The organism is Chryseobacterium pennipullorum, assembly GCF_003384725.1.
Lineage (GTDB): Bacteria > Bacteroidota > Bacteroidia > Flavobacteriales > Weeksellaceae > Chryseobacterium > Chryseobacterium pennipullorum.
In genome coordinates this window covers 332,112-348,896 of record NZ_QNVV01000002.1, presented here as the reverse complement: position 1 = coordinate 348,896, position 16,785 = coordinate 332,112, and the positions used below count along the sequence as shown (strand labels likewise).

12 protein-coding genes are annotated in these 16,785 nt (G+C 38.1%); 9 read left to right on the top strand and 3 right to left on the bottom strand.

Features of this window, described 5'->3' with window-relative positions; genetic code table 11:
- Positions 1-158: 158 nt before the first annotated feature.
- A complete protein-coding gene (locus DRF67_RS03945) occupies positions 159-3,344 on the top strand; it encodes a TonB-dependent receptor (RefSeq protein ID WP_115926855.1) in 3,186 nt (1,061 codons plus the stop codon).
- A gap of 191 nt (positions 3,345-3,535) precedes the next feature.
- Here the strand turns inward: DRF67_RS03945 and DRF67_RS03940 are convergent, their stop codons facing one another.
- From DRF67_RS03940 to DRF67_RS03930, 3 genes are all read right to left on the bottom strand, one after another.
- Entirely contained in the window at positions 3,536-5,203 is a 1,668-nt protein-coding gene (locus DRF67_RS03940) for a ribonucleoside-diphosphate reductase subunit alpha (RefSeq protein WP_262511398.1), read from the bottom strand.
- A 46-nt stretch (positions 5,204-5,249) separates the two neighbouring features.
- Positions 5,250-5,540 (bottom strand): hypothetical protein, encoded by a 291-nt coding sequence (locus tag DRF67_RS03935; protein WP_115926851.1) that lies wholly within the window; start codon positions 5,538-5,540, stop codon positions 5,250-5,252.
- A gap of 106 nt (positions 5,541-5,646) precedes the next feature.
- Positions 5,647-6,621 (bottom strand): ribonucleotide-diphosphate reductase subunit beta, encoded by a 975-nt coding sequence (locus tag DRF67_RS03930; protein ID WP_115926849.1) that lies wholly within the window; start codon positions 6,619-6,621, stop codon positions 5,647-5,649.
- A 424-nt stretch (positions 6,622-7,045) separates the two neighbouring features.
- Between DRF67_RS03930 and DRF67_RS03925 the strand changes: the two genes are divergently transcribed.
- The 8 genes from DRF67_RS03925 to glyA all read left to right on the top strand — a co-directional run bounded on the left by DRF67_RS03925 (position 7,046) and on the right by glyA (position 16,758).
- The gene (locus DRF67_RS03925; RefSeq protein WP_115926847.1) at positions 7,046-7,735 is read left to right on the top strand and encodes an ABC transporter ATP-binding protein; all 690 of its coding nucleotides are present in this window, start codon (positions 7,046-7,048) and stop codon (positions 7,733-7,735) included.
- 96 nt (positions 7,736-7,831) lie between these two features.
- Positions 7,832-8,188 carry a four helix bundle protein gene (locus DRF67_RS03920; RefSeq protein WP_115926845.1) on the top strand — a complete coding sequence of 119 codons (357 nt, stop codon included), beginning with the start codon at positions 7,832-7,834 and terminating at the stop codon, positions 8,186-8,188.
- 132 nt (positions 8,189-8,320) lie between these two features.
- The gene (locus DRF67_RS03915; RefSeq protein WP_115926843.1) at positions 8,321-9,550 is read left to right on the top strand and encodes an ABC transporter permease; all 1,230 of its coding nucleotides are present in this window, start codon (positions 8,321-8,323) and stop codon (positions 9,548-9,550) included.
- A gap of 82 nt (positions 9,551-9,632) precedes the next feature.
- Positions 9,633-10,904: an ABC transporter permease gene (locus DRF67_RS03910; protein ID WP_115926841.1), complete on the top strand. Its 1,272-nt coding sequence runs from the start codon at positions 9,633-9,635 to the stop codon at positions 10,902-10,904.
- A gap of 122 nt (positions 10,905-11,026) precedes the next feature.
- The gene (locus DRF67_RS03905; protein WP_185142047.1) at positions 11,027-12,238 is read left to right on the top strand and encodes an efflux RND transporter periplasmic adaptor subunit; all 1,212 of its coding nucleotides are present in this window, start codon (positions 11,027-11,029) and stop codon (positions 12,236-12,238) included.
- Positions 12,239-12,388: 150 nt separating this feature from the next.
- Complete coding sequence (locus tag DRF67_RS03900; protein ID WP_115926837.1) at positions 12,389-13,915, top strand: glycosyltransferase family 39 protein; 1,527 nt, start codon at positions 12,389-12,391, stop codon at positions 13,913-13,915.
- Positions 13,916-14,124: 209 nt separating this feature from the next.
- Positions 14,125-15,030, top strand: a complete 906-nt coding sequence (locus DRF67_RS03895) for an NAD(P)/FAD-dependent oxidoreductase (RefSeq protein WP_115926835.1) — start codon at positions 14,125-14,127, stop codon at positions 15,028-15,030.
- A 462-nt stretch (positions 15,031-15,492) separates the two neighbouring features.
- Positions 15,493-16,758 (top strand): serine hydroxymethyltransferase, encoded by a 1,266-nt coding sequence (gene glyA, locus DRF67_RS03890; RefSeq protein ID WP_115927094.1) that lies wholly within the window; start codon positions 15,493-15,495, stop codon positions 16,756-16,758.
- The last annotated feature ends 27 nt before the right edge of the window (positions 16,759-16,785 follow it).

Genomic DNA, 16,785 nt, shown 5'->3' with positions numbered 1-16,785 from the left:
TCATGGAATAAAGAGAATTTCTGTCGCAATAGATGACGTTGGGATTAAGTTTTTTTTAAGGAATTGTTAAACATGCTGTCATGCAATGTTAATTTTATGTTACTACACTTCATATGCAGGAAATCTAATTTTACACCTGAATTTGTAGCAATAAAATTATGAAGAAAAAAATAATCTGTGCCTTTGCTTTACTTTCATTTGGGTTGGCATTTTCACAGGAAACCAGCTCTAAGATTTTTGGAAGATTAAAAGGAATTTCTTCCGAAGTTACCGTAAAGGTCGTCCATATTCCTACCAACAGTACTTTTGAGACCAAAAGTAACAGCAAAGGGCAGTTTAGTTTGGATAACCTTCAGCCCGGAGGTCCTTATCTGCTAGAAATCCTGGATGGGTCACAGGTTATTTATGAGAACCCTAACCTACAGCTTTCCCTGGGAAACAATGATCTGCCCGTGGTGGAATTGGCCAGTAAGGAAAAGACCATCGATGAGGTGAAGCTTACTTCTAAAAAGACGAGTGTAAAATATGGTGTAGGAATCGGCCAGGCACAAATCGCCGGGCTTCCGAATATTAACCGTGGAATACAGGATGTGACGAAGCTGGTTCCCCAAAGTGCTAACAATTCCTTTAATGGAACCAACTTCCGTTATAACAACGTTACCATTGACGGGTCTATCAATAATGATGCGATTGGATTCAGTCCGTCTTTAGGGGGGCAAACGGGAACTTCAGGAATGCCCGGAAGCAGCACACGTTCCAATTCGATAAGTTTGGATGCCATTCAGGATGTACAGGTGTATATCGCTCCGTACGATGTGAAACTTGGAAATTTTCTTGGTGGAAGTATTAATGCAGTAACCCGAAGCGGAAGCAATGAGGTCACCGGATCTATGTATGTCTATGGAAGAAATGCCGCGATGACAGGCAACAACAGAGTGGGAGACAATTCAAAGATGCCAAAGGATTTCTCGGACTTTATCTATGGAGGAAGGGTAGGGCTTCCGGTTGTGCGTGATAAAGTATTTTTATTTACCAATTTGGAATACACCAAGAGAACAGATCCCATATTTTATAATGCCAACGACCCAAATGCTCTGATCAATGAATCAACCGCTCAGCAAATCTCAGATTTTGTGCAAAATAAATATGGTTTTAATGTAGGCAGCTTTAACCGGTACAATAATTTTTCTGAAAGTGCCAAGCTATTCAATAAGTTGGATTGGAAGATCAATGATAAGCATACCCTATCCCTTAAGAACAATACGGTATTTTCGCAGGCTTCCAATCTGGAGAGAGACGGAGCCAATTTCAGATTTTCAAGTATGGACTTTGTACAGAAAAATACAGCTTCCACGACCACCCTTGAGCTGAAAAGCCGTTTTAATGACCGATGGAATAATAGTCTTGTGTTGGGGTACTCTTCAATTCATGACTACAGAGATCCTACGTCCAGCAATGCGATGTTTCCACAGGTAGAAATTGCCTATAACGGAGGAACGGTTCTATTGGGAAATGACAGGGAAGCCACTGTTTTCAATATGAAACAGAAAACTTTTGAAATTACGGATAATCTTACTTATAAAACAGGAAACCACACCTTTTTATTAGGGACCCATAATGAGCTTTATTCTATTAACTACGGTTTTGTAAATGCCTTGAATGGCAGAATATCGTATAAAAGTCTTAATGATTTTTATAATTCAAATCCCGCAAGGATAAGAGGAACATATCCTTTTAACGGAAGTAACAGAGAGACTCTTTTTAATAATCCATATGCCCAATATCAGGTGAATCTTCTCTCCCTTTATTTACAGGACGAGATCAATTGGGGAAGGGTGAGGCTGTCACCGGGAATCCGTGTAGATTATACAGATTTGCCCAATAAACCGCAGCTGAGCTCACTGGTTACCAATTCACCTCAGGATGCTTATTATGGTAATACCTATTCTTACACTCCGCTTAGTCAGCTGACCAATACCTATCTTAATAAACCAACCTTATCTCCAAGATTAGGATTTACGATTGATGTTACCGAAGACAGATCAATGGTGATGAGAGGAGGTTCCGGTATTTTTGTTGGAAGAATTCCTTTTGCATGGTTAGGGTATGCTTATTATAATGATGGGGTAGGCTTCGGAAGTTACGATTACAATGCGCCTACTGCTGCTCAGATTGCAGCTAACGGAGACCCTCTGGTAGGTTCCAATTTTCCGAAATGGCAGAATTCCTCAAAGGTACAGGTAGATCTTATTGATAACAATTTTAAAATGCCGAGAGTCTGGAGAAGCTCTTTAGCGTTCGATTATACCCTGAAAGGATATAAGCTTACTTTAGAAGGTATTTATACTAAAGTTTTGTATGATCTTAAATTCCAACAGGTGAATAAAACGGATAATGTTACCTATTACAGCTATGATGTGAATCACCAGATGCCTGTTTATACCACGAATATCAACAGCAACTTTTCCAATGCCTATCTTTTGTCCAATACAAAAGAAGGATACCGTTATAATCTGACTGCACAGCTTTCAAAATCATATCATTTCGGATTCAACTTCTTTGTTGCCTATACGTATGGAGATGCCCGGGATATTACCAATGGTATCAGAAATTCTATGGAAAGCAACTGGCAGATGAACCAGTCTCTCACTCCTAATGACCCACAGCTTACTACCTCTAATTTTGCCATTAAGAACAGGGTGGTTGCCAATCTCGGATATGGCTTTAATGTTTCCAGATCAAACAGATTATCTGCCAACGTATACTTTAATGCGCAGTCCGGTAATCCTTTCACCTGGGGATTTGTGAACAGTACGATTGCTAATACCGGCCAGGCTGCAGGTCTTGCTTATATCTTCAAGGATGCGGCTGAAGCTGCGAAATATATTGTACCTGTAAAAGATGCTTCCGGAAATATACTGATATCCGCCCAGCAGCAGATTGCAGATTATGAAAGCTTTATCAACAGCAATGAGTATTTAAAATCAAGAAGAGGAACATTTACGGAAAGAAATGGCGCATTCACCCCATGGAATGTTCAGGCTGACATCAGAATTATGGATGAAATAAGACTGAGCGAAAAATCTAAAAACAATATACAGATTTCACTGAGCATTATCAATTTTACCAACTTGCTGAACAAGGACTGGGGGAAAGTCTATTTTGTTCCCAATACCTTCAACTCTACGGCCAGTGTTGGGCTTACAAAAGCTGGAAATATCGCTTCAGGGCAGCCTTCAGCTGGTGATCCTACCTATAATTTCAGAACACCGGGCCTCCCATATACCATCGATCAGTTTGCCTCAAGATTCCAGGCACAGCTGGGAATCAGGTATAATTTTTAATGACTATTTATTTTACTTTCAATACAATTCTTTTCAGAGGTCCGGATTTTCTTTCCGGGCCTTTTTCATAAAGTTGAAAGGTGGTACTCTTGGACAATAAAATGTATTGCAGCCCGTACTCAGAACGACAAAAGCATACCCGGAAGGTATGCTTTTGTTAATAATAAATATAGCGTGTTTATTACTTGATCTTAAGCCTCACAGCTGGAGCATGATACAAAGTTGACCATCATTTCTTTTGAAACGGATGAGCTTCTTTGGTAATAAAGTGTTTTTACACCTTTTTTCCAGGCTTCGATATACAGATAGTTGACATCTTTTACAGGCATTGTGGACGGAATTTGTAGATTCAGTGACTGTGCCTGATCGATATATTGCTGTCTCTGTGCTGCCTGGGAAATAATTTCCATCGGAGAAATTTCCTTAAACGTTTTGAATACCGCTTTTTCTTCCTGAGTAAGCTCAGTAAGGTGCTGTACAGAACCATGGTTCAGCATAATCGTTCTCCACGTTTCCTCATTATCCAATCCTTTTTCTTCCAATAATTTCGCCAGGTACTTATTCTTACGCATAAAGTTTCCTTTAGCAAGACCGGCTTTATAATAGTTAGAAGAGAAAGGCTCAATTCCTGGTGAAGTTTGTCCAAGGATTGCAGAGCTTGAAGTGGTAGGGGCAATAGCCATCGTTGTGGTGTTTCTTAACCCATAACCTTTCAGTACTTCCGGCTCTCCGTAGATGTTGGCCAATTCTCTTGAAGCTTGTTCAGCCTGATCTTTGATATGTCTGAAAGCCCTTGCGTTGAATTGTGTCGCCTCAAAGCTTTCAAAAGGAATCATGTTTTTCTGTAAATAAGAATGATACCCTAAAACTCCCAGTCCAAGAGCCCTGTGACGCATCGCAAAGTTTCTTGCTCCCTGCAGGTAATAGTTGCCTTCAGTTTTGTCAATAAATTCTGATAAAACAGCATCAAGGAAATAGACTGCTAATTTTACAGCATCTGTATCTTTCCACTCATCATACAATTCAAGGTTCATGGAAGATAAGCAGCAGATAAAAGATTCTTCCATGGTCGATGGAAGCATGATTTCAGAACAAAGGTTACTTGCGTTTACCGTCATTCCCAGATCTTTGTATACCTGAGGCTTGTTTCTGTTTACGTTGTCTGTGAAGAAAATGTACGGAAGGCCTTTTTGCTGGCGGCTTTCCAATACTCTTGCCCAAACTTTACGCTTTTCCATATCACCGTCAATCATATCCTGCATCCAGTAATCCGGAACACATACTCCGGTAAACAGGTTCTGAATAGGGCTACCAATATCTTTAATGGATAAAAATTCTTCAATATCTCCGTGGTCAATATCAAGATAAGCAGCAAAAGCACCTCTTCTTACGCCCCCTTGAGAAACAACATCCATAGCCGTATCAAATAACTTCATGAATGAAACAGCCCCTGAAGACTTTCCATTATCCGTTACCGCAGTCCCTCTGTTTCTAAGTTCTCCAAAATACCCTGAAGTACCACCTCCGATTTTGGTCTGCATGATCACTTCACCCATTTTGTGAGTAATTCCTTCGATACTGTCAGGAATATGAGTATTGAAACATGAGATCGGAAGTCCTCTCTGTGTTCCCATATTCGCCCATACAGGAGATGAGAAACTGATCCATCCTTTTGTGATCATTTCCTTGAATGCGGGTTGCAGTTCAGGTTTATATAACCTTTTTGCAGCTGCAGTGGTAATTCTGTCGATTGCTCCGTCTACTGTTTCACCTTTCAACAGATATCCTCTGTTAAGCATCTGCTCAGACTCTTCGTTGAGCCACCATATATTTGAATTTTGTTCTTCCATAGATGTTATATTTTCGAATTCCGGAGTGAAAATATCAGTCCGGAATTTTGTTTTTTTATATTATTGATTGTAAAATTTCTACTTTGTGGGAACCGTTCAGCCCGCTTTCATCTCTTAATCTCTGAAATTCTTTAAAAGATGGTACATTCAATACTTCATGCTGAACTTCTTCATTGATGTAGTTTGAATAATGTAAGAAAGTAACGCCGTCTTCTTTTATAAAAACCTTATACTCAAAGGTGGATTGATCTAAATTTTTAAAATCATCCAGAAACTTTTGGATATTAGCCTTATTGGCTTGAACGAATCCGGGGTTTACCGTGTAGGTTACTATTACATTGATCATCTTTTATTTTTTGTGCTTTATGATTGGTGGGATGGTCTGCTTATTACCGAATGATACATTCTAAATCCAATCTGCTTTGACGCTCGCTTCGCTCGCGCCTTTGTTTTTAAAACAAATCGTTGGCTGTAATACTCTTATCGTGCTTGGTATAGTCTACAGGTCTTTTGGCAAAGAAATCATCTAATGAATTAGCAAAAACTTCTTCTTCAAACCAAACCATCGGTCTGTACTGCTCAGGTGTGATGTTGTATCTTGTCTTCATATTGATTTTCTTCAAGCTGTCATCTACACGATACTTCATGAAGTTCAATAAATCTTCTTTAGATACATTGTCAATTTCACCCAGCTCAAAGATCCAGCTAAGGATATCACCTTCTCTTGCGATAGATTCATCTACTAAAGTATAAATGTCCTCAATGTCGCTGTCTGTTAACAGATCAGGTTGTTCCTCACGGATTTTGTTGATCAGGTAGATTCCAGCGTTGGCATGAATCTGCTCATCTACGGAAGTCCAGGCAATAATGTTGGAAACATTCTTCATGAATCCTTTGAATCTTGTGAAAGAAAGGATGATGGCAAACTGTGAGAAAAGGGAAACGTTTTCTACCAGGATGCTGAATAAAAGAAGTGCTGAAACGTACTCTTTAGGAGTCGCAGAATTAGCGTGTTTTAAAGCATTTCCTAAAAATTCGATTCTTCCTTTTACGGCAGGGATTTCGATGACGCTAAGAAACTCATCATTGTATCCTAATACCTCTAATAAACGGGAATAAGCTTCAGAATGACGGAATTCGCATTCTGCAAAAGTAGATCCTAATCCATTGAATTCCGGTTTCGGAAGGTGGTTGTATAGATTTCCCCAGAATGTCTTTACAGACACTTCGATCTGTGCAATGGCTAAAAGCGCATTTTTCACAGCATGCTTTTCGTGTGGTTCCAACTGCGAATGAAAATCCTGAACATCTGCAGTAAAGTCCACTTCCGAATGTACCCAAAACGATTTGTTGATGGCCTCTACAAACTGAAGAACCTCCGGGTATTCAAATGGCTTATAGCTTACTCTTTTATCAAAAATTCCCATATTAAATATCTTTATAATTAAATAATTTAGATCCTTGTGGATAATGTTCGTGAAATCTGTAACTTTTTGTTTCCCTGAGGATTGCGGGTGAAACTTATTCACATCGCTAAGTGTGGATTTCTTGTAAAGAACTAATGACAAAGTTCGAAAAAAAGAACTGATTTTGAAAGGGGTAAATACTAATTGATTGACTTTTAACGGTAAAAGTTTTCCACATTTACATGAAACGGCCTCGAATAATAGCTTACACAGCAATATGAAGGGTAAATGAATGGAAAACCTAAGTTACAGTTAAACATTTTTTAATAAACTATTACTAATAGAGGCTTTAAGTGTTAAACAAAAAAATATTTGAATAAATTTTCATTCTTGTAACAATTTGAAAATAACACCTACTTATTGGGTATAAAACATACATCACTTAATGTTAGTAATTCAGGATTTAAATAAGTCATACGATACAGGAAAAAGCAAGCTCCACGTCCTAAAAGGGATTAATCTGAATATTGCTGAGGGCGAGTTTGTTTCCATTATGGGAAGTTCCGGTTCCGGAAAATCTACCCTTCTTAATATTATTGGTATTCTGGATGAAAAAGATTCAGGAACCTATGAACTGGATGGAGTTCCTATTGAGCACTTGTCTGAAATAAAAGCAGCGGAATACAGAAGTAAATTCTTAGGATTCATTTTTCAGTCTTTTAATCTTATCAATTATAAAACGGCTTTGGAAAATGTAGCACTTCCCCTGTACTATCAGAATGTACCGAGAAAGGAACGAAATCAGAAAGCGATGGAGTATCTGGAAAAAGTAGGACTGGCACAATGGGCCAATCACCTTCCCAGTGAGCTTTCCGGAGGACAGAAGCAGAGAGTAGCTATTGCGAGGGCTTTGATTACAGATCCTAAAGTAGTCCTGGCAGATGAGCCTACGGGAGCACTGGACTCCAAAACGACTCATGATATTATGAAGCTTCTTCAGGATATCAATAACGAAGGAAAGACAATCATCGTGGTAACCCACGAACCCGATGTTGCTGCACAGACCAAAAGAAATGTAGTGCTGAAAGACGGGATTATTGAAAGTGATGAGTTTATTAAGCAGATTGTTTTATAAGGTGAATGATGAATGGTCAATTTTGCTTCGCAAGTGAATTTTTAAATTGAAGGTATATAATTAAACACACACAAATGAATTTGAAAAAAAGTAAAAATGTTTTTAAATCTGAACCATTATAAGCTTGATGTTTATCAATCAGCCAGAGAATTAAGAATAGAATGTTATAAAACTTTATCTGAGATTCCAGATAATGAAAAGTTTAATATAATCGACCAGATATGGAGGGCTTCTACTTCAGTGGTGCTAAATATTACTGAAGGATGTTCAAGAAAATCTGAACTGGAAAGAAAGCGGTATTTTGAAATAGCCAGAGGTTCGGTTATTGAGTTAGATTCTTGTTTTGATATTGTTATAGATTGTAATTATATCAGAAGAGACGAATTAACAAAAATTGAAAATTTAATAAAAACGACATTTATTTTACTAAGTAAAATGTTGAAAAAAGATTAGAAATGTGAAAATGAATTTTGGTTCGTGATTGAAATCTAGAGAAGAATGATATTGACAACAAAGTTAATTGACTTCGAAGAAAATTGAGAGCGCAGCTAATTGACTTTTTTACAAAGTAAAAAAATAAAAACTATGTTTGACCTAGATCGCTGGCAGGAAATATTCAGTTCTATCCGGAGTAATGTGCTTCGGACGGTACTTTCGGGGTTTACGGTAGCTTTAGGGCTGTTTATCTTTATTGTGCTTTTTGGAATTGGAAAAGGACTTCAGAATGCCTTTTCTGAAGGTTTCTCCGGAGATGCCAAAAACCTGATTACCATTAGCACAGGGAAAACCACATTGGCCTATAAAGGATTGCAGTCGGACCGAACTGTTACAATGAACAACAATGACTATGATTTTCTCATCAATACGGATAAGAAAAATGTAGGCGCTTCGAGTCCACGGTATAATGCCAGTTTAATGGTAAAGTACGGAAAGGAGAGCGGAATTTATCAGGTCCATGGAGCAGAACCGGGTGAACAGATCATTGAAAACCGGAAAATGATTGATGGCAGATATATTACGCCAAGAGATTTGGAAGGAAAACAAAATGTTGCCGTTATCGGGAGAATGGTTCAGCGGGATTTGATTAAGAACGGAAGTCCTGTAGGTAAAGAAATGGACATCAATGGAACAATGTTTAAAGTAATAGGAGTGTTTTCAGATGATGGCGGAGATTGGGATGAAAGACATATCACCGTGCCTATTACCACTTTACAACAGATGAAAAAGGGCTCCGATACTGTGAATATTGCTTATATTTCATATAGTGATAAGCTTACCCCTCAGGAAGCCATAAAATATGGAGATGAGCTGAAGGATAAACTGAAATCGAGGAAAAATGTATCTCCTGATGATGAAAATGGAGTCCGTGTATGGAATAATGCCAAAAACATGAACGATACCTTCACCTTTATGGCGGTACTTACAGCGATTGTTGGATTTATTGGTATGGGCACCTTATTGGCCGGAATTATCGGAATCAGCAACATCATGGTATATATTGTGAAAGAAAGAACCAAGGAGATCGGTGTACGAAAAGCGATTGGTGCCAAACCAAGCGGAATCGTAGGCCTGATTGTTCAGGAAAGCGTTGTGATAACAGTTGTATCAGGACTTATTGGAGTAGGTGTTGGAGTTCTTACATTAAGTCTTATTGGCAACAGCCTTGAAGAGTTCTTCATCAAAAGCCCAAGTGTAGGATGGGGAGCTATTTTAATGGCATTCATTGCGCTGATTTTTTCAGGATTAATTGCAGGATTTGTTCCGGCGTACAGAGCCTCAAGAATCAAACCGATTGAAGCATTGAGGACAGAGTAATTTATACGCTGAAAAGGCGAAAGAATAAAAGACAGACCAGAAATTAATGGGATCCATAATTTATAACATATAATTCAAAAAGGTGAATATCATATTTAAAAAAGATACTTGGCAGGAGATCTATTATTCGTTAAGGAATAATAAACTCCGAACATTTCTTACCATGATTGGCGTAGGATGGGGGATGTTTTTATATGTAAGCCTTCTTGGAGCCGCAAAAGGGATGGAGAACGGTTTTGATAAATTGTTTTCAGGTTTTGCCACCAATTCAATCTTTCTATGGGCGCAGAAAACATCTATTCCGTACGAAGGATTTCCGAAAGGTAGAGAAGTTCACCTGAATTTGTCTGATATGGAAATGCTGAAAAGAAAGGTAACCTCAGTAGATTATATCTCACCACAGAATGCCAGGGGAAGCTTTACGGGAACACCGGGTGAGGCGATGTCCAGAAATGGTAAAAACGGTACCTATTCTCTTACCGGAGACTATTCTGTAGGGAATAAAATTTCAGAAAAGAAACTTATTTTTGGACGCTATATCAACGATGCCGATGTTTCAGGAAATAAAAGCGTAGTAGTCATCGGAGAAGAAATCTATAAGAACTTTTTTGACTCCAAGAAAAAAGAAGATCCTATCGGAAAATCAATCAATATAAAAGGATTGTTTTTTAATGTTATTGGTGTTTTCAGAGTGAAAAAAGGAGGTGGTTTTGAAAACGACCAGACTGCTTTTATCCCGCTTTCCACCTATACCAAAATGTATAATGCCGGAGATCAGATCGATATGTTTGCTATTGTCAGCAAGCCCAATGCAAATGTCAATACGGTAGAAGAGGATGTCAAGAAGGTATTGAAAACCAAGAATAAAGTTTCCCCCGAAGATACCAATGCTTTCGGAAGCTTTAATCTGGGTAAAGAATTTAAAAAACTGACAGGTTTTCTTACCGGAATGCAACTGTTAACCATTATTGTAGGAACATTAACGATCCTTGCGGGAGTCATTGCCATTTCAAATATACTGCTGATTACGGTGAAGGAAAGAACCAAGGAGATTGGGATCAGAAGAGCGCTGGGAGCAAAGCCGGCTGAAGTACGAAATCAGATTTTGCTAGAAAGTGTTGTCATCACCCTCTCTTCCGGATTATTAGGCTTTATGTTTGGAATCTTTGTACTGATGATATTAAACGCCGTTACGCAAGGCCAGGATTCTTTTCCTTTTTATAACCCGACCGTTAACTATGGAAATGTATTTGCTGCGATGGCAGTGATGGTGATTTTAGGATTGATTATCGGAATGATCCCGGCACAAAGAGCCGTAAAAATCAGGCCGATTGAAGCCCTTAGAACAGAGTAATTAATTTGAAAATAAAACAATTTGAAAATTTAAAAATGACATAGGCTGTTAATCATGATGAGTACTGGTGGGCTTTTTAATTTTTAATCTTTCAACCTTTTAATAAAAAATAAACTATACATATGAAAAAGAAATTCACTTGGAAAAAAGCCATTTATATCTTGTTGGGGCTTTTATTTGCAGTGGCATTGTTCTCAGGGATTGGCTATCTTATTAAATCTAACTCTCAGGAGGGCGAAGCCTTCCTTACCCGGAAACCCAGCGTTCAGAACATGGATGATAAAGTGATGGCGACCGGAAAAATTGTTCCTAAAGAAGAAATCGAAATTAAGCCTAATATCGCCGGAATTATTGATAAAATCTTAGTAAAGGAAGGAGACAAGGTTGAAGCAGGGCAATTGATTGCTACCGTGAAAATTGTTCCAAGTATCTCTGAAGTAAATGCTGCTCAGCAAGAAGTTCAGAATGCACAGATTCAGATCAGCAATGCTCAGATGAATGTCGGAAATATGCAGAAGCAGTTTGAGATGCAGGAGAGGCTTTACAAACAGGGAGTCGCTTCTAAACAGGAGTTCCTGAACTCTCAGCAACAACTGTTTTCTCAACAGCAAACTCTTAAAAATTCTCAGCAGCAATTGAATACTGCTCAGAAAAGATTACAAATCGCTAAAACAGGAGCAACTCCTGAACTTAAGGGACAAGGTTTAGCAACCACGGAAATCCGTTCCAAGGCTTCAGGTACCGTACTTGAAGTTCCTGTAAAAGCTGGAAGCCAGGTGATTGAAGCAAACAACTTCAATGCCGGGACAACCATCTGTTCTGTAGCAGACCTGAACTCACTGATCTTTAAAGGAGAAATAGACGAAGCCCAGGCAGGAAAACTGAGCCAGGGAATGGATATGAATATCGTTATCGGTGCATTACAGAATAAGACTTTCCCTGGAAAACTGACAATGATCGCTCCTAAAGGAAAAGATAATGCAGGAACCATTAAATTCCCCGTAGAAGGAAATGTAGATAATCCTAATAATGAATACATCAGAGCCGGCTTCTCTGCAAACGGCGAAATTGTATTGAGCTCTCAGAAAAATGCTTTATTGCTGGATGAGTCTTTAGTTCAGTATGAGAAAAAACAAGGGAAGGACGTTCCTTTTGTTGAAGCTAAGCAAAAAGATGGAAAATTTAAAAAGGTATATGTAAAACTTGGTGCCAGCGACGGAATCAATGTTCAGATTCTTCCGGGGTCTGAAATTACAAAAGATTCTGAAATAAAAGTATGGAACCCGTCCGATAAAGACAAAGAAGAGTTGAAAGAAAAAGCTAAGAAAAAATAATAAACTTACACTATAAACATGTAAACTGTTGGATCCCGGAGATATTTCTCCGGGATTTTTGATCAATAAAATGAAGGCTTGAGGAGGGGTGTCCGAGCCGGATGTAATACAGGGAATGAATAAAATGTCTTATTTATTAAAACAATATCTATGAAGAAAAGTTACTGGATTCTTTTTCTTTTTATCATTGTGAAGTTCGTTCTTCAATACTCAATCATAAGCCCGGAATACGAACTGCATAGAGATGAATACCTGCATTTGGATCAGGGGCAGCATCTGGCCTGGGGATATCTTTCCGTTCCACCTGTTAATTCATGGCTGGCGTGGTGGATCAATATGTTGGGGAACTCAGTCTTTTGGGTGAAGTTTTTTCCTGCTTTACTGGGGACAATGACGATAATTGTTGTATGGCTAATTGTTGAAGAATTAAGGGGTAGTCTGTTTGCGAAAACTCTGGCTGCCATTGGAATTTTGCTTTCAGTTCTGCTTCGTGTGAATATGCTTTTTCAACCTACCTCAATGGAAATTTTTCTGTGGGTATCATTATATTATGTCTTGATCAAATACTTTAATTCTCTTCAGCCAAAATGGATATATACTGCTGCTGTTATTTTTGGCCTGGGTTTTTTAAATAAATATAATATTGCCTTTTCTGTCATAGGGCTTATTCCTGCATTGCTGCTGACCAAACAGAGACGTATTTTCATGAGCCTTCATTTATATTGGGCCGGACTTCTGGTGTTACTCATTATTTCTCCCAATCTTTTCTGGCAATATAAAAATCAATTTCCGATGATCCATCACATGAAGGAGCTTTCTGAAAAGCAGCTGGTTAATGTGGACAGATTGGATTTTCTGAAATCCCAGATTCTATTTTTTATTGGTTCTTTCATAGTAATAGCCGCTGGATGGGTGTCATTAATATTCTACAAGCCTTTCAGTAAATTCAAATTCTTTTTATGGAGCTATCTCATCACCATTGCATTGTTTTTATTCTTTAAGGCAAAAGATTACTACGCGATTGGTGTGTATCCGGTTTATATTGCTTTTGGTTCTGTTTTTTTGGAGAATTTATTTGATAAAGGTTGGAAGAAACTCTTAAGGCCTGTCTGTATATTGATTCCGGTATTGCTATTTCTTCCTTTATATCATGTAACTTTCCCCAATAAAAGTGCCGAATATATCATCGGTCATCAGGAAGAGTACAGGAAATTCGGATTGCTTCGTTGGGAAGATGGAAAAGATCATGCCCTACCACAGGATTTTGCCGATATGCAAGGCTGGAAAGAGCTTGCTCAAAAAGTTGATAAACAATATTCTGAACTGTCAAAGTCCGGAAATACCATGGTATTATGTGATAATTATGGACAGACAGGAGCTATTAATTATTATTCAAAAATTGGAGTGAAAGCAATGTCATTTCATGCAGACTATATCAATTGGATAGATTTAAGTAAAAAATATAAAAATGTTATAAGAGTAAAAGATGCTTCTGAAGCACCAAAAGAACTGAATGAATCCGGTTCTTTCTTTGAAGTTGCCGAATTAAAAGATTCCATTACCAATCCCTATGCCAGAGAAAAGGGGACGGCAATTTTCAGTTTGCAGGGAGCTAAAATAGACATCAATAAACGGATTCAGGACGAAATTACTGAAGTCAAAAATGAGTGGAAATAGTTTGTGGATAAGAATAAAAAATGATGATTTGTAGACAGGATAAAGTTAATAGATAAATATTATTGCAACTTTATTGCGTTAATGGATTTTATGTTAACTTTGCACTATCAACTATCAACTATCAACTATCAACTATCAACTATCAACTATCAACTATCAACTATCAACTATCAACTATCAACTATCAACTATCAACTATCAACTGAACTATGGAAAACAAGAACTTTGATGTGATTATAATCGGAGGAAGCTATGCAGGATTATCAGCGGGAATGGCTTTAGGACGATCTCTGAGAAACGTTTTAATTATTGATAACGGAACGCCCTGTAACAGGCAGACTCCCCATTCGCATAATTTTATAACGCACGATGGTAAAACCCCCGGGGAAATTGCAGCTCTGGCAAAAGAAGATATTGCAAAATATAAAACAGTTACATTCTACACGGCAACTGTTATTAAGATGGTCAAACACTCTGACGGTTTTGAGGTGGAAACCTCTTCCTATGAAAAGTTGTATGCCAAAAAGCTTATCCTGGCTTCCGGCGTCAAAGATGTGATGCCGGATATTCCCGGTTTTGCAGAATGTTGGGGAATTTCGGTTATCCATTGTCCCTACTGCCATGGTTACGAAGTTAAAAATGAAGTGACAGGAATTCTTGCTGATGGAGATATGGCCTTCGAATTTTCAAAGCTTGTATTTAATCTGACAAAAGAACTGACACTGTTTACAAATGGAAAGACCAAACTAAATCCCGAGCAAATTGAAAAGATGCGTAAGAATGGAATAAAAGTTAATGAAGGGGAAATTGATACTATAGAACACGAGAGCGGGAATATCCGGAAACTTACTTTTAAAAATGGAAACTCAGTTCCATTGAAAGCTTTGTATGCCAAAATTCCATTTGAGCAAAATATCAACGCTGCTGGAGATCTGGGCTGTGAATTGACTGAGCATGGATTTATCAAAGTTGATTCTATGCAAAAAACAACAGTTCCCGGTGTTATCGCATGTGGAGATAATGTAACAATGATGAGGTCTGTTGCCAATGCAGTGGCCCAAGGTAATTTTGCCGGCGCTGTTGTGAACAAGGATCTTGCAGATGAAGCGTTTTAACCAGTAAATAGTATCCTTTGAACAATTCCAAGAGTGTAGATAAAAAATAAACAATATTTTGAAAGAAAGAGTCCGGCTATTATACCGGGCTCTTTTCTATTGTGCTGCCATTGTTGTAGTTAGATACTATTCCTTTATTTCGCTTTTAAGCTCTCCGACGCTGTAAAATACTTCCTTATCAGAAAAATTGGCTTTATTCACCATAAAATCTGATACTTTTTACAGGTGTCTTTCATAGTACTACGGCAACTAACAGATTACAGCAGGTATAGTTTGTATTCAAAAATGAGTGTGTTCTGATTTTAACATACTGTGAGTGACAGACTAAAGAAAACCTGTAAATTATTCAATATTTATATAGTTTTATGAAAATTTTAAGGTTAAAATCATGTTTTTTGATGCTAAAATCTAGATGAAAAATCCGTACATTTGGGGTGGAAAATTTCAAAAACTAAAAGTAAAATGGATATTATTTTCGACCTGATTGAAAAAGAAAGAGAAAGACAGACCCATGGGTTAGAGCTTATTGCTTCAGAAAATTTTGTTTCTGAAAATGTGATGAAAGCAATGGGTAGTGTACTGACAAACAAATATGCTGAAGGATACCCTGGAAAAAGATATTACGGGGGATGCGAAGTTGTAGATGAGGTTGAAACATTAGCGATCAACAGAGCAAAAGAACTTTTTGGAGTGGATTATGTCAATGTACAGCCACATTCCGGTTCTCAGGCGAACGCTGCCATTTATCTTGCCGTTTTGAAACCTGGTGACAAAATAATGGGAATGGACCTTTCTATGGGAGGACACCTTACTCACGGTTCTGCTGTGAACTTTTCTGGAATTCAGTATGAAGTGGTTTCTTATGGAGTAGAAAAAGAAACAGGGCTTATCGATTACAACCAGATGAGAGAGGTTGCTCTGAGGGAAAGACCGAAAATGATGATTGCTGGATTCTCAGCGTATTCAAGAGATCTTGATTATGCTAAATATAGAGAAATTGCTGACGAAATAGGAGCTACCCTATGGGCTGACATTGCTCACCCTGCAGGCTTAGTAGCTAAAGGCTTATTAAATTCACCATTCGAACATTGTCACGTAGTGACCACCACCACTCACAAAACTTTGAGAGGTCCGAGAGGAGGAATGATCATGATGGGGAAAGACTTCGAAAATACGTACGGACATAAAACTCCAAAAGGAGAAACCAAAATGATGAGCCAGGTGCTGGATGGAGCTGTGTTCCCAGGAATTCAGGGCGGACCATTAGAACACGTGATCGCTGGTAAAGCAATAGCATTTGGTGAAGCTTTGGATGGTAAGTTCGAAACCTATGCAAAACAGGTGAGATCTAATGCACAGGCATTATCAAAAGCAATGATTGAAAGAGGTTTTGATATCGTAAGTGGAGGTACAGATAATCACCTGATGTTGGTTGATCTTCGAAATAAAGGAGTTAACGGTAAAGAAACTGAGAAAGCATTAGTGCTTGCCGATATTACATGTAATAAAAACATGGTGCCTTTCGATGATAAATCTCCTTTTACAACTTCCGGAATCAGATTAGGAACCGCTGCTATTACCACAAGAGGCCTTAAAGAAAATGATATGGATACCATTGCAGGACTTATTTCTGATGTGGTGGATAATATCAAAAACGAAGAAGTTCTTGCTTCAGTAAGAAAAAACGTTAATGAATTAATGGAAGGTAAGGCCCTATTCAACTATTAATATTGATTATAATATCATAATAAAGAA